Below are 20211 nucleotides of genomic sequence, written 5' to 3'. Positions count from 1 at the left end.
GGCGCTGACAACGACCCGAAAACGTTCTGGCAGACGGATCAGTCGTCGCCGACGCGGCCGCGCAGCTTCTTGATCGTGCCGCGTCCAGCCTTGCTCTTCAGCCGCCGCTCCACCGCGCCTTTCGAAGGGCGCGTCTTCTTGCGGGGTGGCGGCGGCGGTTCGGCTGCCTTGGCGACAAGCGCCGTGAGCCTCGCCCGGGCGTCCGCCCGGTTCTGCTCCTGGGTGCGGAAGCGCCCGGCCTCGATGACGATGACGCCGTCCTTGGTGGCGCGCTGGCCGGCAAGCTTGATCGTGCGGGCACGCACGCGTTCCGACAGGCCGGCCGCGCCGGCCGCGTCGAAGCGCAGTTGCACGGCGGTTGCCACCTTGTTGACGTTCTGGCCACCGGGCCCCGACGAGCGGATGAAATCCTCGTGCAGGTCACCGGGATGGATCACGGCTTCGCCCGATATGATGATGTCGTCGTCGATCGGCATGCCGCAGTCATGGCGCGGCGGCGGACAAAAGAAAAGGCCCGATCGAAATCGGGCCTTCAATGGTGCTGAGCGACGTGACGATTACTCCGCCGCTTCCTGCATGCGTGGCGCCGCACCCATGACGGTTGCATCGACATGCGGCTCGAATTTCTCGAAGTTGACGGCGAACATGCCGACCAGTCTTGCCGCCTGGCGGTCATAGGCGGGCTTGTCGGCCCAGGTCGAGCGCGGATCGAGAATGGCGCTATCGACGCCAGGCACCGCCACCGGCACCTCGAAGCCGAAATTGGCATCGGTGCGGAATTCGGCTGTCTTCAGCGAGCCGTCGAGCGCGGCGGCCAGCAGAGCGCGTGTCGCCTTGATCGGCATGCGCTTGCCGGTGCCGTAGGCGCCGCCGGTCCAGCCGGTGTTGACCAGCCAGCAATCGGCGCCGTGGCTGGCGATGAGCTCGCGCAGCAGATTGCCGTATTCCGAGGGGTGGCGCGGCATGAACGGAGCGCCGAAGCAGGTCGAAAACGTCGCTTCGGGTTCGGTGACGCCCTTTTCGGTTCCGGCCACCTTGGCCGTATAGCCGGAGAGGAAATGATACATCGCCTGCGCCGGGGTCAGCCGCGCGATCGGCGGCATCACGCCGAAGGCGTCGGCGGTCAGCATGATGATGTTTTTGGGATGACTGGCGCGCCCGGTCTTCGAGGCGTTAGGGATGAAGTCGAGCGGATAGGCGCAGCGTGTGTTTTCGGTAAGGCGGCCATCGTTGAAGTCCGGCACGCCGTCGGCGTCGAGCACGACATTTTCCAGCACCGTGCCGAAGCGCTGCGTGGTGGCGAATATCTCCGGCTCGGCTTCAGCCGACAGCTTGATCGTCTTGGCGTAGCAGCCGCCTTCGAAATTGAAGATGCCGTGCGGGCCCCAGCCATGCTCGTCGTCGCCTATCAGCGTGCGCGACGGATCGGCCGACAGTGTCGTCTTGCCGGTGCCGGAAAGCCCGAAGAAGACGGCCGCTTCGCCGGCCGGCCCCTCATTGGCCGAACAATGCATCGGCATCACGCCCTTCTGCGGCAGCAGATAGTTGAGCATGGTGAACACCGACTTCTTCATCTCGCCGGCATAGGAGGTGCCGCCGATCAGCACGATCTTGCGGGTAAGGTCGACGGCAATCACCGTTTCCGCGCGGCTGCCGTGGCGGGCGGGGTCGGCGCGGAAGGACGGCAGGTCGATGATCGTCATCTCCGACACGAACTGTTCGAGCTCGGCCTTGTCCGGACGGATGAGAAGATTGCGGATGAACAGCGAGTGCCAGGCAAACTCGGTGATGACGCGCGTCGGCAGTTTCAGCTCGGCATCGGCGCCGCCGACGAGGTCCTGAACATAGAGATCCTTGTCCGCGGCGTGAGCAAGGAAATCGGCGAACAGCGTTTCGAACTGGGCCGGCGAGATCGCCTTGTTGTTGTCCCACCAGACATGCGCCTCGGTGTTGGCGTCGCGGACGACGAACTTGTCCTTTGGCGAACGGCCTGTGTGCTGTCCGGTCTCGGCGACCAGCGCGCCATGCGCGGTCAGCCGGGCCTCGCCGCGCCGGATCGCCGCCTCGTAAAGGGCGGCCGCGCCAAAATTATAGCGCACCATACCGGTGGTTTTCAGGCCGATACGATCGATCGGGCAAGCAGGATTGCGTTTGCCGACTTCCGACATTGGTGTCCCTTCTACGATTTGCCGCATCTTTGCCGGCGCATTTCCGGCACGCCCACCGAGCGGGCTGAGATGGTCAAAACCAGAAAAGCCAAATGATATCAAATCATTAATCGATTTAAAAATTTTGAAAGTTGTTTAAATCGTTTATATATGCGAAAAGTTTCACGGTTGCCCAAAGGATTGGCGATGTTCGTTCGTCCAATCCATGTCGAGGTAGGATTGTGGCCTGCGGCACCCCGCGCGTGACAGCGGACAAGGCCTATGCCACATTTTGTACCTAATTTGTCCTGCAAAAGCCCCTTCTCTACGAAAGAAGGGACAGCTCATGAGGGAGCCGCTTGAAATGGCAACAATCGCGCTTGTCGATGACGACCGCAACATTCTGACGTCGGTGTCGATCGCCCTCGAATCCGAGGGATATCGCGTCGAGACCTACACGGATGGTGCGTCCGCGCTGGAAGGCCTGGCGGCGCGTCCGCCAAATCTTGCCATCCTCGACATCAAGATGCCGCGCATGGACGGCATGGAGCTCTTGCGCCGGATGCGCCAGAAGTCCGACCTGCCGGTGATCTTCCTGACCTCCAAGGACGACGAGATCGATGAATTGTTCGGCCTCAAGATGGGCGCCGACGATTTCATCCGCAAACCGTTCTCGCAGCGCCTGCTGGTCGAGCGGGTGCGCGCCGTGCTGCGCCGTGCCAGCGCCCGCGAGGCTGCGGCAAAGGCGCCCAGCCAGCAGGCCCGCTCGCTCGAGCGCGGCCAGCTCGTCATGGACCAGGAGCGCCACACCTGCACCTGGAAGGGCGAACCGGTGACGCTCACCGTCACCGAATTCCTGATACTGCATTCGCTGGCGCAGCGCCCCGGTGTCGTAAAAAGCCGTGATGCGCTGATGGATTCGGCCTATGATGAGCAGGTCTATGTCGACGACCGTACCATCGACAGCCACATCAAGCGGCTGCGCAAGAAGTTCAAGGCTGTCGACGACGACTTCGAGATGATCGAAACCCTTTACGGAGTCGGATACCGGTTCCGCGAAGCGTGAAATAGGCAGTAGGTCGTAGGGAATAGTCAGTAGTCCGTTTTGAATGGTGCGAGCGGCCACATTGCGGCGATCTCAGCCACTTCTCTATTCCCTACTGCCTACTCGCTACTCACTAATTAGGCAGGGAACTGCTATTCGATGGCAGTGGAAGCACAGCGAACAAGACCGACGGGCGCCGCCAGGCGGCCGTCGCGCATCATGCCGTCCTTCGTCTCGAAGATCACGGTGCCGATGCGCCGCTTTCTCGGCCACCACATCTTTTCCAGCCTGACGCGGCGCATCCTGTTTCTCAACCTTGCCGGCCTGGCTGTCCTGGTCACCGGCATCCTCTACCTCAACACCTTCCGCGACGGGCTGATCGATGCCCGCGTCGAAAGCCTGATGACGCAGGGCGAGATCATCGCCGGCGCGATCGCGGCGTCGGCGACGGTCGAAACCGATTCGATCAGCATCGACCCGGAAAAGCTGCTTGAGCTGCAGGCCGGCGAAAGCCTGGGGCCGGGCTCGGATCAACTCGACAATCTCGATTTCCCGATCAATCCAGAACGTGTCGCGCCGGTGCTGCGGCGGCTGATCTCGCCGACCCGCACGCGGGCCCGCATCTATGACCGCGACGCCAATCTGCTGCTCGATTCGCGCCACCTCTATTCGCGCGGCCAGATCCTGCGCTACGATCTGCCGCCGGTCGAGGAGGAAGAGCCCGACCTTGTCGAACGCGTCCAGAAGTTCATCTTCGACTTCTTCCGCAACACCGACCTGCCGGTCTATCGCGAGCAGCCGGGCGGCAATGGCGCCGCCTTCCCGGAAGTGGTCAAGGCGCTGACCGGCAGCCCGTCGACCATCGTGCGCGTCTCCGAGCAGGGCGAGCAGATCGTTTCGGTGGCGGTACCAATCCAGCGCTTCCGCGCCGTCCTCGGCGTCTTGATGCTGTCGACTGAAGGCGGCGACATCGACAAGATCGTCGCGGCAGAGCGCAAGGCGATCCTGCGCGTCTTCGGCATCGCGGCACTGGTCACCGCCATCCTGTCGATGCTTTTGGCCTCGACCATCGCCAATCCGCTGCGCCGGCTGTCTGCCGCGGCGGTGCGGGTCCGGCGCGGCGTCAAGAGCCGTGAGGAAATCCCCGACTTTTCCGACCGGCAGGACGAGATCGGCAATCTTTCGGTCGCCGTGCGCGACATGACCAACGCGCTCTATGCTCGCATCGAGGCGATCGAAAGCTTCGCCGCCGATGTGTCGCACGAATTGAAGAACCCGCTGACCTCGCTGCGCAGCGCCGTGGAAACCTTGCCCCTGGCCAAGAACGACAATTCGCGCAGCCGGCTGATGGACATCATCCAGCATGACGTGCGCCGGCTGGACCGACTGATCACCGACATTTCCGACGCTTCCCGTCTCGATGCCGAACTGGCGCGAGAAGATGCGGGAACGGTCGACCTGAAGAAATTCATCACCGACCTCGTCGCCGTGTCGCGCGAGACCACGCGCAACAAGAAAGCGGTCGAGATCGAACTCAAGGTCGCCAAGCTACCGCAGGGCGTGAAAGGCTATTTCGTCGCCGGCCACGACCTGCGCATCGGCCAGGTCGTCACCAATCTGATCGAGAATGCGCGCTCCTTCGTTCCCGAGGACCATGGCCACATCAGCCTTTCGCTGGCGCGCGCCGGCAAGTTCAACATCCTGACCGTAGACGACAACGGCCCCGGCATCCGCGCCGACAATATCGACCGCATCTTCGAACGCTTCTACACCGACCGGCCGGCGGGCGAGGCGTTCGGCCAGAATTCGGGCCTTGGCCTGTCGATCTCCAGACAGATCGTCGAAGCCCATGGCGGCACGCTGACCGCCGAGAACATTCCCGGCACCAAGCCCGGCGAGATCAAGGGCGCGCGCTTCGTCGTGACGCTGCCGGCCGAAGGCTGACCTCTAGCTCGAACATAACCATGCCCGAACCCGCCGCGCAGCCTGAAAACATTCACGGAACCGCGATCCTGATCGGCGACCGCGGCGTCCTTATCACCGGGCCGTCCGGCGCCGGCAAGACGACGCTGGCGCTGACACTCCTGGACCATTGCCGCGCGCGAGGGCTGTTCTCACGGCTGATCGGCGACGACAGGCTGCTTGCCGCGGACCGCGCCGGGCGGCTGGTCTGTCGCGTGCCGCCGACTATCGCCGGTCTCGCCGAAGTCCCTGGGTTCATGCCGCGCCCGCTGCCGTTCGAACCGGGCGGAGTGATCGACCTGCATGTGAGGCTGGTGCCAAAGGCAGAGATGGCCCGTTTCCAGGAGGAAATCAGCGAGCCGGTCGTAGGCTGCCCGGTACCGCGTATCGACCTTGCCGAGCGTAACGCCGCCACGGCCCTGCCCGCCGTGATGGCGCGGCTGTCCATCATGCCTTTTCTATGATCCGCCCTGGGTTTTTTGCTGCAATGCGTCAAAATGGCATGGGCCGGCGCAATTTTGGGCTTGTCAACGGCCCGCGCGTCGACAAGATAGCGCTCCCGCCGCCTGGAATGGCTGGCGAACATAAAATGCGCCTGTGAAGCGGCGATGACGGGAGCCACCAAAGAATGATCGGACTCGTGCTTGTAACGCACGGTCAACTGGCCACCGAGTTCCGACATGCCGTCGAACATGTCGTCGGGCCACAAGACAATTTCGAAACCGTGGCGATCGGTGCCGACGACGATATGGAACAGCGTCGCCGCGACATCGTCGACGCCGTGGCCCGTGTCGATACCGGGGCTGGTGTTATCGTGCTGACCGACATGTTCGGCGGCACGCCGTCGAACCTCGCCATTTCGGTGATGGAGTCCGGCCGCACCGAGGTGATCGCCGGCATGAACCTGCCGATGCTGATCAAGCTGTCCTCGATCCGCAAGGGCGACAATATGGCCGCCGCGCTCGACGAGGCGCAGGCCGCCGGGCGCAAATACATCAATGTCGCCAGCCAGCTTCTGAGCAGCAAATGAACGCGATATCCCCGGAAAAGGACCACATCGTCCGGGAGTTTCCGATCGTCAACCAACGCGGCCTGCATGCGCGCGCCTCGGCGAAATTCGTCCAGCTCGCCAGCGGTTTCGACGCAGCGGTCCATGTCGAGAAGGACGGCGTCAAGGTCGGCGGCACGTCGATCATGGGCCTGATGATGCTGGCCGCCAGCCCAGGCTACTCGATCCGCGTCACCGCCAGCGGGCCGGAAGCGCTCGAGGTCATGGACGCGCTTGAACAGCTTGTCGCCTCCCGCTTCGGCGAGGAATGCTGATCCCGGACGCTGCCCAAGCATGCTCGCAGGACATGCAGGGATAAAGATTTCTTTATATCCCATTGTCGACTTGAGCCTGATCTGCTAGTCAGGCCGGCAATTCGCGTCCTTCGACGCGCCGACCGGGCGCGGGCGCACCCGCAACCAATTCGCAGCACAACAATTCGCAGGGAGTACTACCATGACGGGTAGCAAGGATTATGTGGTCGCCGACATCTCGCTTGCCGGCTGGGGCCGCAAGGAACTCGATATCGCCGAAACCGAAATGCCGGGCCTGATGGCCTGCCGCGAGGAATTCGGCGCCAAGAAGCCGCTGAAGGGCGCGCGCATCACCGGCTCGCTGCACATGACCATCCAGACCGCGGTGCTGATCGAGACGCTGAAGGCGCTCGGTGCCGACATCCGCTGGGCCTCCTGCAACATCTTCTCGACCCAGGACCACGCCGCCGCGGCCATCGCCGAGGCCGGCATTCCGGTCTTCGCCGTCAAGGGAGAGAGCCTCGAACAGTACTGGGACTACACCGACCGGATCTTCCAGTGGGCCGACGGCGGCCTCTCCAACATGATCCTCGACGATGGCGGCGACGCCACCATGTACATCCTGATCGGCGCCCGCGCCGAGGCCGGCGAGGACGTGCTGTCCAACCCGCAGAGCGAGGAAGAGGAATATTTCTACGCCCAGGTCAAAAAGCGCCTGAAGGCTTCGCCCGGCTTCTTCACCAAGCAGAAGGCTGCGATCCGCGGCGTCACCGAAGAGACGACCACCGGCGTCAACCGGCTCTACCAGCTGCAGAAGAAGGGCCTGCTGCCCTTCCCCGCCATCAACGTCAACGATTCCGTCACCAAGTCGAAGTTCGACAACAAGTATGGCTGCAAGGAATCGCTGGTCGACGGCATCCGTCGCGGCACCGACACGATGATGGCCGGCAAGGTCGCGGTCGTCTGCGGCTATGGCGACGTCGGCAAGGGCTCGTCGGCCTCGCTCAAGGGCGCCGGCGCCCGCGTCAAGGTCACCGAGGTCGATCCGATCTGCGCGCTGCAGGCGGCGATGGACGGCTTTGAAGTGGTGACGCTGGAAGACGCGGCTCCGACCGCCGACATCGTCATCACCACCACCGGCAACAAGGATGTCGTCACCCTCGACCATATGCGGTCGATGAAGGACATGGTGATCGTCGGCAATATCGGCCACTTCGACAACGAGATCCAGGTCGCCTCGCTGCGCAACCTGAAATGGACCAACGTCAAGCCGCAGGTCGACATGATCACCTTCCCGGACGGCAAGCGGATGATCCTTCTGTCGGAAGGCCGCCTGCTCAATCTCGGCAACGCCACCGGCCATCCGAGCTTCGTCATGTCGGCGTCTTTCACCAACCAGGTGCTGGCCCAGATCGAGCTGTTCACCAAGGGCGAACAGTACCAGAACCAGGTCTATGTCCTGCCCAAGCATCTCGACGAGAAGGTCGCGCGCCTGCACCTCGACAAGCTCGGCGCACGCCTGACCGAACTGTCGGGTGAGCAGGCCGCCTATATCGGCGTCACGCCGCAGGGCCCGTTCAAGCCGGAACACTACCGCTATTAACCAAAGCTAAATTTGCTACCATATATTGAGGCCGGGCGATTGACTTTTCGCCCGGCTTTATTTTTGCGCGCGATCAGCCTTCACGCCGATTCGGCGAGGGTTTATTGTCGGGTGATTCGCGACGCTTCCGGCCCGAGAGGATCAAGAGAAGCGCGTATCAGGGCGGTCTTGCATTCAGGCGGCGGAGAGGACCAAGACATGCCGGGGCAAAACCCGCACGGAGCGGGATCGGCCGTTTCCGGCGGCCATGACGATTCGGGGACCACAGGCTCGACCATTCAGGGCGGGCGCCTTTCATGGCGTGTCCGCGCCGGGCTGTTCCTGACCAGTTCCGCGCTGGCCGGCCCCCTGGCCAGCGCGGTGGCGCATGCCGAGAGCGCCGCCGTGGCCACCGCCGGCCTGTCGATCAACACGGTCGAAGTCATGCAGCTTGCCGTGTTCGTCGGCGTGACCGGCGCGGCATTCCTGTCGGCCATCGTTCTCATCCGCGAACGGGCCCGCACCTCGGCGGAGAATGTCGAACTGAGAAGCCGTGTCGCCGACATCAATGCGGCACTGCGCCGTTCGGAAGCGCTGCTCAATCTGCGCGACCAGCGCGTGGTGGTCTGGGCCTCGGAGAACAAGAAACCCGAACTCATCGGCACATTGCCGGTCGAAAGCGGCGCGCCGGAGGAGCGGGCGGCTTTCCTCGCCTTTGGCCGCTGGCTGATGCCGCGCTCGGCGGCGGCGCTCGAGCACGCCATCGCGGGCTTGCGCGAAAAGGCCAGGCCCTTCGACCTGGTCATCGAATCGCAGGCCGGCGCCCCGCTCGAAGTGCATGGCCGCAAGAGCGCCGCGCACATACTGGTGCGGTTTGTGTCGCTTTCCGAGACCCAGCGCAGCCAGGCCCGGCTGAAGATCGACAACCAGCGGCTGGCCGCCGACCACGACACCATGATCGGCCTGCTCGAAGCGCTGAAGATGCCGGCATGGCTGCGCGACGAGCATGGACGCCTGAAATGGGTCAACCGGGCCTATGCCGACGCGGTCGAAGCCGAAAGCGCGGAAGCCGCCGTCCGTGACGCCAAGGAATTCCTCGGGGGCCAGGCACGCGAGGCAATCGACGCCCAGCACAAGACGCATCCGGTCTTCGAGCAGTCGCTCTCCACCGTGATCGAAGGCGACCGGCGCGTCTTCGCGGTGACCGACTTCGCCGGCGCCGACGGTTCGGCCGGCCTTGCCGCCGACACCAGCGCCATCGAGACCATTCGCGGCGAATATGAGCGGACGGTGCGCAGCCACGCCGACACGCTCGACCAGCTCAACACCGCCGTCGCCATCTTCGACACTGACGAGAAGCTGCGCTTCTTCAACCAGGCGTTCCAGAAACTGTGGGGCCTGGACAGCGGCTTCCTGCACAGCGCGCCCGACAATGCGCTTTTGCTCGACCGGCTGCGCAGCGAAGGCAAGATTGCCGAGCAGCCCGAATGGCGCCGCTGGAAGGAAGGCCTGCTCGGCGCCTATCGCGCGGTCGAATCGCAGGAACATTGGTGGCATCTGCCCGACGGCAAAACCATCCGCGTCGTCGCCAACCCGCAGCCCAAGGGCGGGGTCACCTGGGTGTTCGAGAACCTGACCGAAAAGATGGACCTGGAAAGCCGCTACCGCACCGCGGTGCGCGTCCAGGGCGAAACGCTCGACAATCTCGCCGAAGGCGTGGCGGTGTTCGGCCCCGATGGTCGGCTGCGCCTGTCGAACCCGGCCTTTGCGACGCTCTGGGGATTGAGCGGCGAAGCCGCCAAGCCCAATGTGCACGTCTCTACCATACGCGACCTTTGCGACCGCCAGGCGGTCGACAGCCCGTGGCCGGGTTTCGTCGCCGCCATCACCGGTTTCGACGACGAACGCCGCGACCGGCACGGCCAGAGCGAGCTCAACAACGGCACCGTGCTGCGCTACGCCGTGATCCCGCTGCCCAACGGGCAAGTGATGATGACCTTCGTCGACGTCACCGACAGCGTGCATGTCGAACGTGCGCTGAAGGACAAGAACGAGGCGTTGGAGAAGTCGGACCAGCTCAAGAACGACTTCGTCCAGCACGTGTCCTACGAACTGCGTTCGCCGCTGACCAACATCATCGGCTTCACCGAACTGCTTTCATTGCCGACGACCGGGCCGCTGAACCAAAAGCAGCGCGAATATGTCGAGCATGTCAGCTCGTCCTCCTCGGTGCTGCTGACCATTGTCAACGACATACTCGACCTTGCGACCGTCGATGCCGGCATCATGCAGCTCGACATTTCCGAGGTGCATGTCGACCGCACCATCGCAGCGGCCGCGGAACTGGTCGCCGACCGGCTGCAGGAGCATTCGATCCGGCTCGAGGTCGATGCCGCTGCCGCGCCGAAGACGTTCCACGGCGACGAGACCCGCATCCGCCAGATCCTCTACAATCTGCTCAGCAACGCCGCCAACTACGCGCCGGAAGCCAGCACCATCCGGCTTGCCTGCCGCCATCTGGCGGACGGGGTGGAATTTTCCGTTCACGACGATGGACCCGGCATGCCGCCCGACGTGCTGGACTCGGTGTTCCGCCGCTTCGAACCGCGCACCAATGGCGGCCGCCGGCGGGGCGCCGGCCTCGGCCTGTCGATCGTCAAGAGCTTTGTCGAACTGCATGGCGGCAATGTTCGCATCGAAACCGGCAAGGACAAGGGCACGACCGTCATCTGCACCTTCCCCGACATGCCGGGCATCCGCGCCGCGGCCGAGTAGCGCGCTCGATGACGGGACCCGTGCTGGAGCGTTTGCTCGCGGATGAGACACAGACAGCGCGGCTGGGCGAGGATCTGGCGCTGTCCCTGCGCGCCGGCGACGTGCTGGCGCTCAAGGGCGATCTCGGCGCCGGCAAGTCGACATTGGCGCGGGCACTGATCAGGGCGCTGGCCGATGATGCCAGCCTCGACGTGCCGAGCCCGACCTTCACCCTGGTGCAGAGCTACGACACGCGCATTCCGGTGCACCATTTCGACCTTTACCGCCTGGCCTCGGCAGCCGAGCTCGACGAACTCGGCTTCGACGAGGCGCTGACGCAAGGGGCTGCCCTGGTCGAATGGCCCGAGCGGGCGGAGGACTATCTGCCGAAGACGACGCTCTTGATTGAACTCGTCCAGCATGGCGAGGGCCGGCTGGCGCGGCTGTCGGGGCAAGGCGCTGCCTTCGACCGCGCGGCGCGGTCGCTGGCCATGCGCGGTTTTCTCGAAAATGCCGGCTGGGGAGAAGCGCGGCGGCGCCATTTCATCGGCGATGCCTCCGCCCGCTCCTACGAGATCGTGACGCTCGCCGGCCAGGAGCCGCGCGTGCTGATGAACTCGCCGCGGCTGGTGCTCGGCCCGCCCGTGCGAGACGGCAAACCCTATGCCGTGATTGCCCACACCGCCCAGTCGGTCACCGCCTTCGTCGCCATCGACCGCGCCTTGAAGGCCGGTGGCGTCAGCGTTCCGCAAATCCATGCCGAGGACCAGGACCAGGGCTTTTTGCTGCTCGAACATCTCGGTTCCGAGGGGTTTCTCGGCAAGGACGGCGAGCCGGTGGCCGAGCGCTATGCGGCGGCGGCCGAGCTGTTGGCCATGATGCATGGCAGGAGCTGGCCGCAGCGCCTGCAAGCCGGACCCGGCAGCTTCCATGAGGTGCCGCCCTTCGACCGCGACGCGATGATGATCGAAGCCGATCTGCTGGTCGACTGGTATGTGCCGGCGATATCGGGCGGCCCGCCAAGCGACGACCTGCGCTCGGGCTACGCCAGGGAATGGAACGCGCTTTTCGACCGGCTGCAAGGCAGCGAATACGCGCTGATGCTGCGCGACTTCCATTCGCCCAACATCATCTGGCGCGACGACCGCGCCGGCCACGACCGGCTGGGCGTCGTCGACTTCCAGGATGCGCTGATCGGGCCTTCAGCCTATGACGTCGCCTCGCTGGCCATGGACGCCCGTGTCACCATCTCACCTGAGATCGAGAAGAAAACGCTCGATGCCTATGTCGCGGCGCGCCATGCGGCAGGCGCCTTCGACGACGTAAGCTTCCTGCAAGCCTATGCAATCATGGCCGCGCAGCGCAATTCCAAGATCCTCGGCATTTTCGTGCGTCTCGAAAAGCGCGACGGCAAACCTTATTATTTGAAGCACCTGCCGCGCATCCGCGACTATCTGCGCCGGGCGCTGTCCCACCCGGCACTTGCCAGCCTGCGGGAATTCTACAATACGCACGGGCTGCTCGAGGAACGAACGCTGTGACGAGACCGAACACTGCCATCGTCCTTGCCGCCGGGCTCGGCAAGCGCATGCGGCCGATCACCGATACGATCCCCAAGCCGCTGGTCAGGATCGCCGGCAAGACCTTGCTCGACTGGGGGCTCGACAGTCTCGCCGCCGCCGGCGTCGCCAAGGCGGTGGTCAACGTCCACTATCTTCCTGAGCAGATCGTCGCCCATGTCGCGGCGCGCAGCGCTCCGCAGATCATCATTTCCGATGAGAGCGACCGGTTGCTCGATTCGGCCGGCGGCATCGTCAAGGCGCTGCCGGAATTGGGCCAACAACCCTTCTACATCCTCAATGCCGACACGTTCTGGATCGACCATGGTCCGCTCAATCTCGGCCGGCTTGCCCTTGCGTGGGACGCCGCGAAAATGGATATTCTGCTGATGCTGGCGGATCTCCATCAGGCGACAGGTCACTGTGGCAGCACCGATTTCCTGGTGGCGCCGGACGGAGCCTTGCGGCGCTCGAAAGGCGATCCGGCCGGCCTGATTTATGCCGGTGCCGCGATCGTTCATCCACGCCTGTTCAAGGATGCAACGGCCGAACCGCATTCGCTCAACGCCTATTTCGACAAAGCCATCGCCGCCGGCCGGCTGTTCGGCATGCCGATGCACGGCCACTGGATTACCGTCGGTACGCCCGATGCCATTCCACTGGCGGAAGAAGCCGTCGCCGGCGCGCTAGCCGAGATGCAATGAGCGGCTCAAGCCGCGTTTTCTCTATTCCCCCCGGAGCGCCGTTCCTGCCGACGCTGGCCGAGGCACTGCTTGCCGGTCGCCTGGTCCCGGGATTTCGTTTCGACGGCGATCCGCTCGCGCTGGCCGATGTCACCATCTATGTGCCGACGCGTCGTGCCGCGCGCGCCTTGCGCGGTGTCTTCGTCGACAGCTTGAGGGCACGCGGCGGCGGCGGTTCGGCGATCCTGCCGATCATCCGCCCGCTCGGCGAATTCGACGAGGACGAAGCCCTGTTCGAGGCCGAGCCAGCGGCGGCGATCGATCTCGCGCCGCCGATCTCGGCGACCGAACGCCTGTTGCTGCTCACGCCGCTGGTGCGTGCCTGGAAACGCCGGTTGCCGGAGCATGTGGCCAAGCTTTTCGCCGAGGAAATCGTCATCCCGGCCTCCACCGCCGACGCAATCTGGCTGGCGCGCGATCTCGCAGGGCTGATGGACGAGATCGAGACGGAAGGCACCGACTGGACCAAGCTCGCAGATCTGGTCACCGGCAACCTTGCCGGCTGGTGGCAGGTGACGCTCGAATTCCTCGGCATCGTCACCGATGCCTGGCCGAAATTCCTCAGGGAAAGCGACCGCTCCAATCCGGCCGCGCATCGCAGCGCGCTGATCCGCTCCGAGGCGGCGCGGCTGCGGCGCAATCCGCCAGCCGCGCCGGTCATCGCCGCGGGGTCGACCGGCTCCATCCCGGCGACGGCGGAGCTGCTTGCAGCGATTGCCCGCCTGCCCGGCGGCGCCATCGTGCTGCCCGGGCTCGACCGGACGCTGGACGAAGCGTCCTTCCAGGCGCTTGTCGCCCCCGGCGCGCGACCGGCCGTGCTTGGCCACCCGCAATATGGCCTGGCCAGGCTGATCGGCAAGATCGGCGTGCTGCGCTCAGATATCGAGGAAATCGGCACCGCCGAGCCGCACCTTGCGCTTCGCGCCGCGCTTGTCGGCGAGGCGCTGCGGCCGGCCGAGACCACCGAATTGTGGGCCGAAACACGCAGCGGGTTTTCGGCGTCCGATATTGCCGGCGCCTTTGCCGAGGTGACGCTGCTGGAAGCTGCCAGCGAGCGCGACGAAGCCGTCGCCATCGCCGTCGCGCTGAAGCAGGCCGTCGAACAGCCCGGCCAGCGGGCCGCGCTCGTCACCGGCGACCGCGCGCTGGCGCGGCGCGTCGCGGTGGAACTCAGGCGCTTCGGCGTGGTCGCCGACGATTCCGGCGGCACGCCGCTCGCCAACAGCCCGGCGGCCAGCCTGCTCCGGCTTGCGCTCGAAGCAGTGTTCCGGCCGGGCGATCCGGTCGGCCTTTTGTCGCTGCTCAAGCATCCGCTGCTCGGCCTCGGCCTCGAACGCGCCGATGTGCGCCACGCGGCGGAACTGGTCGAACTGGTGGCGCTGCGCGGCGGCACCGGTCGCCCCGACATCGTTTCGCTGCCGGACTTGTTCGAGGCCCGACTGACGAGCCTCGGCGATGACAGCCGGCCGCCCCTCTGGTTTTCCCGTCTCACCGTGCGCTCCATCGAGGATGCTCGAACCCTCCTCGTACGACTGACGGAAGCGCTGGCTCCGCTTTCGGCGTTTCGCGACCAAGCGGAAGCCGATCTTGCCGCGCTGGTCAAAGCCAGCGTGGTGGCCCTGGAAAGCCTCGGGCGCGCCGCCGATGGCGGCCTGGGCGACCTCTATGCCGGCGATGCCGGTGAAAAGCTCGCCGAGCTGCTGCGCGGGTTGGTCGCCGCTTCGGCATCGCTGTCGTTCGCTACCAGCGAGTGGCCCGATGTGATGAACGCGCTGATCGCGCCCGAGACGGTCAAGCCGGCGCAAGGCACCGACAGGAACATCGCCATCTGGGGGGCGCTGGAAGCGCGCTTGCAGGATGTCGACACGCTGGTCATTGGCGGGCTCAACGAAGGCGTGTGGCCGCGCAAGCCGGAGAGCGACCGCTTCATGTCGCGGCTGATGAAGACCGGCATCGATCTCGAACCGCCGGAGCGGCGCATCGGCCTTGCCGCGCATGATTTCCAGATGGCGATGGGCGCGATGCACGTCGTTCTGGCCCGCTCGGCGCGTTCCGGCGACGCGCCCGCCGTGCCGTCGCGCTGGCTGCAGCGGCTACTTACCTTCACCGGCAACGACCAGGCGGCAACCCTGCGCCGGCGTGGCGACGAACTGCTCGCCTGGGCACGCGCACTCGACACCGGCCCAAAGCAGGATTTCGCGCCGCGGCCGCAACCGAAGCCGCCATTGGCGGTGCGCCCAACGCATTTCTCGGTCACCGAGATCGAGACGTTGCGCCGGGATCCCTATGCCGTCTATGCCAGACGTATCCTCGGCCTGATGCCGCTCGATGCGCTCATCCGTGATCCCGGCGCGGCCGAGCGCGGTACGCTGTTCCACGCCATCCTGCATTTGTTCTCGTCGCGCGTTGCCGATCCGCGCGCACCCGACGCGCTGGCCGGTCTCATTGCCGCCGGCCGCGCCTGCTTTGCCGAAGCCGCCCTTCCGGCCGATGTCGAGGCGGTGTGGTGGCCGCGCTTCGAAAAGCTCGCCGCCAACATCGTCGAATGGGAGCGCACGCGTGCCGATGCGGTGGTCCGGCGCCATGCCGAGGAGCGTGCCGGCAAGACCCTCGTCGGCCAGTCCGGCGTGACGCTGTCCGGCTATGCCGACCGCGTCGATCTGCTGGCCGGCGGCATGGCCGATATTCTGGACTACAAGACGGGCTCCTCGCCCTCCAAGGCGCAGGCGCACACGCTGCTGGCGCCGCAGCTGGCGCTGGAAGGCGCGCTGCTGCGGCGCGGCGCGTTCAAGGATCTGGGCGCGCGCGAGCCGTCGCAGCTGGCCTTCATCAGGCTGAAGCCGAATGGCGAGGTGTTCGAGGAGTCCATTCTCGAGCACAACCGCCAGCCACGGACCGCCGCAGATCTTGCCGAAGAGGCTTGGGCGCGGCTGGAAAAGCTGCTGATCCACTATACCGACCCGCAGACCGGCTATCTGTCGCGCGCGCTGCCGTTTCGCGAGGGCGAGACAGATGGCGATTACGACCATCTCGCCCGTGTGCTCGAATGGTCGGCCGGTGGCGATGCCGGCGACGAGGGAGGGGAGGCATGAAGAAGGCCTATCCCATCCCGAGCGATACCGCCAACAGCCAGGCCAGCGCCGCCGATCCGCAGAATTCGGCCTGGGTGTCGGCGAATGCCGGCTCCGGCAAGACCCATGTGCTGGCCCAGCGCGTCATCCGGCTGCTGCTCAACGGCACCGACCCGTCGAAGATCCTGTGCCTGACCTATACGCGCGCCGCCGCCGCCAACATGTCGAACCGGGTCTTTTCCACACTGTCGGACTGGACGGTGCTCGGCGATGCCGAGCTGGCCGCGAAGATCGAGGCGCTTGAAGGGCGGCGGCCCGACCGCGACACCATGCGCCGGGCCCGGCGCCTGTTCGCCGAGGCGCTGGAGACGCCGGGCGGACTGAAGATCCAGACCATCCACGCCTTCTGCGAATCGGTGCTCCACCAGTTCCCGCTGGAAGCCAATATTCCGGCCCATTTCGAGATGCTCGACGGCCAGATGGAGGCATCGCTTTTCGCCGCCGCGCGGCGCGAGATGATCTCCGGCACGGCTGCCGGCAACCCGGACCTGGCCGACGCCTTCGCCACCGTGCTGGAACGCGGCGGCGAGGCCGGTCTCGATGCCTTGCTCGGCGAGATTGTGCGCAAGCGCGACGGATTGCGGCAGTTCCTCGACGCGGTCGGGCGTGACGGCTTCCAGCCTTTGTTCGATGAATTCCATTTCCGCCCTGGCCAGACCACCGAAGGGATTGCAGCATCGGCCTGGCCGCTGCCCGGCTTCCTGCCCGACTATTTCGCGGGCTTCGCCCAGGCCGCCGAATCCACCGACGCCAGATCGGTGCTGAACAACATCCTGCCCTATGCGCGCCAGGCTTTCGCCGAGAGCGATCCCGTTCGCCGCCTGCAATTGCTGGCCAGAGCCTTCCTCAAGACCGATGGCGATCCCTACGACCCGGCAAAGGCCTTCAAGAAAGCCCTGAGCGACCGGCTGCCGGACCTGGCCGAGCGCTATGTCTCGGCGGCAAGCACCATCGTCGAAACCGTCGACCGGCTGGCGCTGTTCCGCATGTTGGAAGGCACACGCGCGGCACTGACCATCGCCGACTGGCTGATCGCCCGCTACGACGTGCTGAAGCGCAGCCGGGGTTTCCTCGACTTCAACGATTTGATCACCCGCACGGTCAACCTCCTGGCGCGGCCCGATGCCGGCCCTTGGGTGCAATACAAGCTCGACCAGGGCATCGACCACATCCTGCTCGACGAGGCACAGGACACCAGCCCGGATCAATGGGAGGTGGTGAAGCGGCTGGCGGAGGAATTTTTCGCCGGCTTCGGCGCGCGCGACAGGGTCCACCGCACGGTCTTCGCCGTCGGCGACGAGAAGCAGTCGATCTATTCCTTCCAGGGAGCCGCGCCGGATTCCTTCGCCGACAGCCGGCTGCTGTTCGCCGGCCGGGTGCGCGATGCCGAGGCGTCCTTTGCCGACCTCAAACTGACCTGGTCGTTCCGCTCGACCGACGACGTCCTGGCCGCCGTCGACCGCGTCTTTGCCGATCCTGTCGTGCGGCGCGGCATCAGCCATGATCCCGATCCGTTGAGCCACAAGGCCATCCGCACCGATGCACCGGGCTATGTCGAGGTCTGGCCATCGATCGGCGCCGACGTCGTCGACGAACCCGACGACTGGACGCAAGCCATCGACCACGCCCATGCGCCGGCGGTGCGCGTTGCCGAGAATGTCGCGGCGACCATTGCCGGCTGGATCGGCAGAAGCGAGATCGTCGAAGGCCGCGGCAAGCGGCTTCGCCCGGGCGACGTGCTGGTGCTGGTGCGCAAGCGCGACAGTTTTGTTCACGCGCTGACCCGCGCCTTGAAACGCCGCGACATTCCGGTCGCCGGTGCCGACCGGCTGAGCCTGCCGGGCCACATCGCGGTCAAGGACCTGATCGCGCTCGGCCATCTCCTGCTCCAGCCGCAGGACGATCTGTCGCTCGCGGCCGTGCTGCGCAGCCCGATCTTCGACCTGCCGGAGGAGACGCTGTTCACACTCGCCGCGCAGAGGCTGCCGGGCGTGTCTCTGGCCACGTCGCTGCGCCAGCATGCCGAAAAAAACGAGCGCCTGGCGAAGATTGTCGCGCAACTCGACGTCTGGGCTGGCGAGGCCGCCTTCAAGCCTGTGTTCGAGTTCTATGCCGGCCTGCTGGCGCGCGACGGCGTGCGCCGAAAAATGATCGCCCGGCTTGGGCCCGAAGCCGGCGATATTCTCGATGAATTCCTGAGCTTCTGCCTTGCCGAGGAACGGACCGGCCTGCCCGGGCTGGAGGCCTTCCTGTCGACGCTGGAAAATGCCGGACCCGAGATCAAGCGCGAGATGGACCAGACCCGCGACGAGGTCCGCGTCATGACCGTGCACGCCGCCAAGGGCCTGGAGGCGCCGGTGGTGTTCCTGGTCGATGGCGGCTCCGCCCCGTTCAGCGACCAGCATCTGCCGCGGCTGATGCCGTTCGACGGCTCGGGCACCTTCTGGGACGGCAAGGGCTATCTCTGGCGTTCGGCCAGCGATGTCGCCAACGGCTTCTCGAAGGCGGCAGCCGCCCGCGCCCGCGAACTCGCCGACGACGAATACCGCCGGCTGCTCTATGTCGGCATGACCCGCGCCGAGGACCGGCTGATCGTCTGCGGCTATCACGGCAAGCGGGCACCAAGCACCGGCACCTGGCATTCGATCGTCAGTCGCGCGCTCACCGGCGCGCCGGAAAGCGAACAGCGCGCGCATCCCGCCGGCGGCGAGCCGGTGCACCGTTTCCACGTCACCAAGCTGCCGCCCGTCGCGGCGAGCGCCGATGAACAGGCGCGGCGGGCCGATGCTTTCGGTCCGCTGCCGGGGACGCTGTTCCGCCCCTTGCCGCCCTTCGAGGACCTGCCGCGGCCGCTGTCGCCATCCGGCGCCTCGGCGCTGATCGATGAAGGCAAGGAAGCGGTCATCGACAAGGCTTCGCCGGTGCTGGACGCCGACGCCGAACCGGGCTTTGCCGTGCTGCGCGGGCTGGCTTTGCACAAGCTGCTGCAGATGCTGCCCGGCATTGCCGAGGGTGAACGCCAAGGTGCCGCCGAGCGTTATCTCGCGCGAACGGGTGCCGCATGGCCGCCGTCGGAGCGGGACAAGGCCCTGGCATCGGTCATCGCCATCCTCGACGACCCGCGCCTCGGCCAATTGTTCGCGCCCTCCTCGCGCGCCGAGGTGGCTATCATGGGCAGCCTGGAGGTGAGGGGCAAAACGCGCTCGATTTCCGGCAAGATCGACCGGCTGGCGGTGACAGCGAACACGATTTCGATCGTCGACTACAAGACCAACCGGCCGGCGCCCCCCTCACTGGCCGAGGTTCCTCCGGCCTATCTTTTGCAGTTGGCGCTTTATCGCGCCCTGCTGCAGCCGCTTTATCCCGGGCGCGAGGTGAAAGCCGCCCTTTTGTTTACAGAAATGCCAAGGCTGATCGAACTGCCGGCCCGGGCCATGGATGACGCCCTTGCCCGACTCACGGGAGCGTGACACAAGACCTGCTTGAAGAAGGGCTAGATAACCACCACATTTGGTGCGACAAAGAACTCTCGAAAGGAATTTTCCGCATGGGTGCAACCGTCAAGGTCGACAAGAACAATTTTCAGGCTGACGTGCTCAACGCCAACGTACCGGTGGTGGTCGATTTCTGGGCGGAATGGTGCGGCCCCTGCAAGCAGATCGCGCCGTCGCTTGAGGACATCGCTCTCGAACTCGGCAGCAAGATCAAGATCGCCAAGCTCAACATCGACGAGAATCCCGAGTTGGCCGCGCAGTTCGGCGTGCGCTCGATCCCGACGCTGATGATCTTCAAGGGCGGTGAAGTGGCCGACATGAAGGTTGGCGCCGCGCCGAAGACCGCGCTGTCGCACTGGATCAATGGCAGCCTCTGATCCGACTGAATTTCCCGATATCAGAAGCCCGGCCATCGTGAACTGACCCCGTAAAGTTGGACGGTTCATTGATGTGGTGAGTTTAGGGGCTGGATCCTGTATTGCACAGGGGCCA

Annotated in this window: 14 protein-coding genes; 12 read left to right on the top strand and 2 right to left on the bottom strand. The window is 65.3% G+C overall.

Annotated elements, in window-relative coordinates; translation table 11 throughout:
• Positions 1 to 38: 38 nt before the first annotated feature.
• A complete protein-coding gene (arfB, locus tag FJV83_RS12810) occupies positions 39 to 476 on the bottom strand; it encodes an alternative ribosome rescue aminoacyl-tRNA hydrolase ArfB (protein WP_095771544.1) in 438 nt (145 codons plus the stop codon).
• 81 nt (positions 477 to 557) lie between these two features.
• Complete coding sequence (locus FJV83_RS12805) at positions 558 to 2168, bottom strand: phosphoenolpyruvate carboxykinase (protein ID WP_142886085.1); 1611 nt, start codon at positions 2166 to 2168, stop codon at positions 558 to 560.
• A 343-nt stretch (positions 2169 to 2511) separates the two neighbouring features.
• Here FJV83_RS12805 and FJV83_RS12800 point away from each other — a divergent pair, with 343 nt between their 5' ends.
• The 12 genes from FJV83_RS12800 (at position 2512) to trxA (ending at position 20096) form a co-directional block, all read left to right on the top strand.
• Complete coding sequence (locus FJV83_RS12800; RefSeq protein ID WP_010912942.1) at positions 2512 to 3213, top strand: response regulator transcription factor; 702 nt, start codon at positions 2512 to 2514, stop codon at positions 3211 to 3213.
• Between the two features lie 138 nt (positions 3214 to 3351).
• Positions 3352 to 5136 carry a sensor histidine kinase gene (locus FJV83_RS12795; RefSeq protein WP_142886084.1) on the top strand — a complete coding sequence of 595 codons (1785 nt, stop codon included), beginning with the start codon at positions 3352 to 3354 and terminating at the stop codon, positions 5134 to 5136.
• A gap of 20 nt (positions 5137 to 5156) precedes the next feature.
• The gene (locus tag FJV83_RS12790) at positions 5157 to 5618 is read left to right on the top strand and encodes an HPr kinase/phosphorylase (protein WP_142886083.1); all 462 of its coding nucleotides are present in this window, start codon (positions 5157 to 5159) and stop codon (positions 5616 to 5618) included.
• Positions 5619 to 5782: 164 nt separating this feature from the next.
• Positions 5783 to 6184 (top strand): PTS sugar transporter subunit IIA, encoded by a 402-nt coding sequence (locus FJV83_RS12780; protein ID WP_010912939.1) that lies wholly within the window; start codon positions 5783 to 5785, stop codon positions 6182 to 6184.
• On the top strand, positions 6181 to 6477 hold the full coding sequence (locus FJV83_RS12775; RefSeq protein ID WP_095771540.1) for an HPr family phosphocarrier protein: 297 nt from the start codon (positions 6181 to 6183) through the stop codon (positions 6475 to 6477). Before FJV83_RS12780 ends, FJV83_RS12775 begins: the two co-directional genes overlap by 4 nt.
• Positions 6478 to 6658: 181 nt before the next feature.
• A complete protein-coding gene (ahcY, locus tag FJV83_RS12770) occupies positions 6659 to 8059 on the top strand; it encodes an adenosylhomocysteinase (protein WP_010912937.1) in 1401 nt (466 codons plus the stop codon).
• Positions 8060 to 8257: 198 nt separating this feature from the next.
• Positions 8258 to 10813, top strand: coding sequence for a PAS domain-containing sensor histidine kinase (locus FJV83_RS12765; RefSeq protein WP_095792078.1), 2556 nt, complete (start codon positions 8258 to 8260; stop codon positions 10811 to 10813).
• Between the two features lie 8 nt (positions 10814 to 10821).
• Positions 10822 to 12333, top strand: coding sequence for a tRNA (adenosine(37)-N6)-threonylcarbamoyltransferase complex ATPase subunit type 1 TsaE (gene tsaE / locus FJV83_RS12760; RefSeq protein WP_142877091.1), 1512 nt, complete (start codon positions 10822 to 10824; stop codon positions 12331 to 12333).
• A complete protein-coding gene (locus FJV83_RS12755) occupies positions 12330 to 13055 on the top strand; it encodes a nucleotidyltransferase family protein (RefSeq protein ID WP_281408844.1) in 726 nt (241 codons plus the stop codon). Before tsaE ends, FJV83_RS12755 begins: the two co-directional genes overlap by 4 nt.
• Positions 13052 to 16186 carry a double-strand break repair protein AddB gene (gene addB, locus FJV83_RS12750; protein WP_142886082.1) on the top strand — a complete coding sequence of 1045 codons (3135 nt, stop codon included), beginning with the start codon at positions 13052 to 13054 and terminating at the stop codon, positions 16184 to 16186. Before FJV83_RS12755 ends, addB begins: the two co-directional genes overlap by 4 nt.
• A complete protein-coding gene (gene addA / locus FJV83_RS12745) occupies positions 16183 to 19695 on the top strand; it encodes a double-strand break repair helicase AddA (protein ID WP_142886081.1) in 3513 nt (1170 codons plus the stop codon). The genes addB and addA overlap by 4 nt, the downstream gene beginning before the upstream one ends.
• Positions 19696 to 19772: 77 nt before the next feature.
• Entirely contained in the window at positions 19773 to 20096 is a 324-nt protein-coding gene (gene trxA / locus FJV83_RS12740; protein WP_095771535.1) for a thioredoxin, read from the top strand.
• The last annotated feature ends 115 nt before the right edge of the window (positions 20097 to 20211 follow it).

It is taken from the genome of Mesorhizobium sp. WSM4307, assembly GCF_007003945.1.
Classification (GTDB): domain Bacteria; phylum Pseudomonadota; class Alphaproteobacteria; order Rhizobiales; family Rhizobiaceae; genus Mesorhizobium.
Note: the sequence above shows the minus strand (reverse complement) of the source record. Positions and strands in the feature narration are given on the sequence as shown.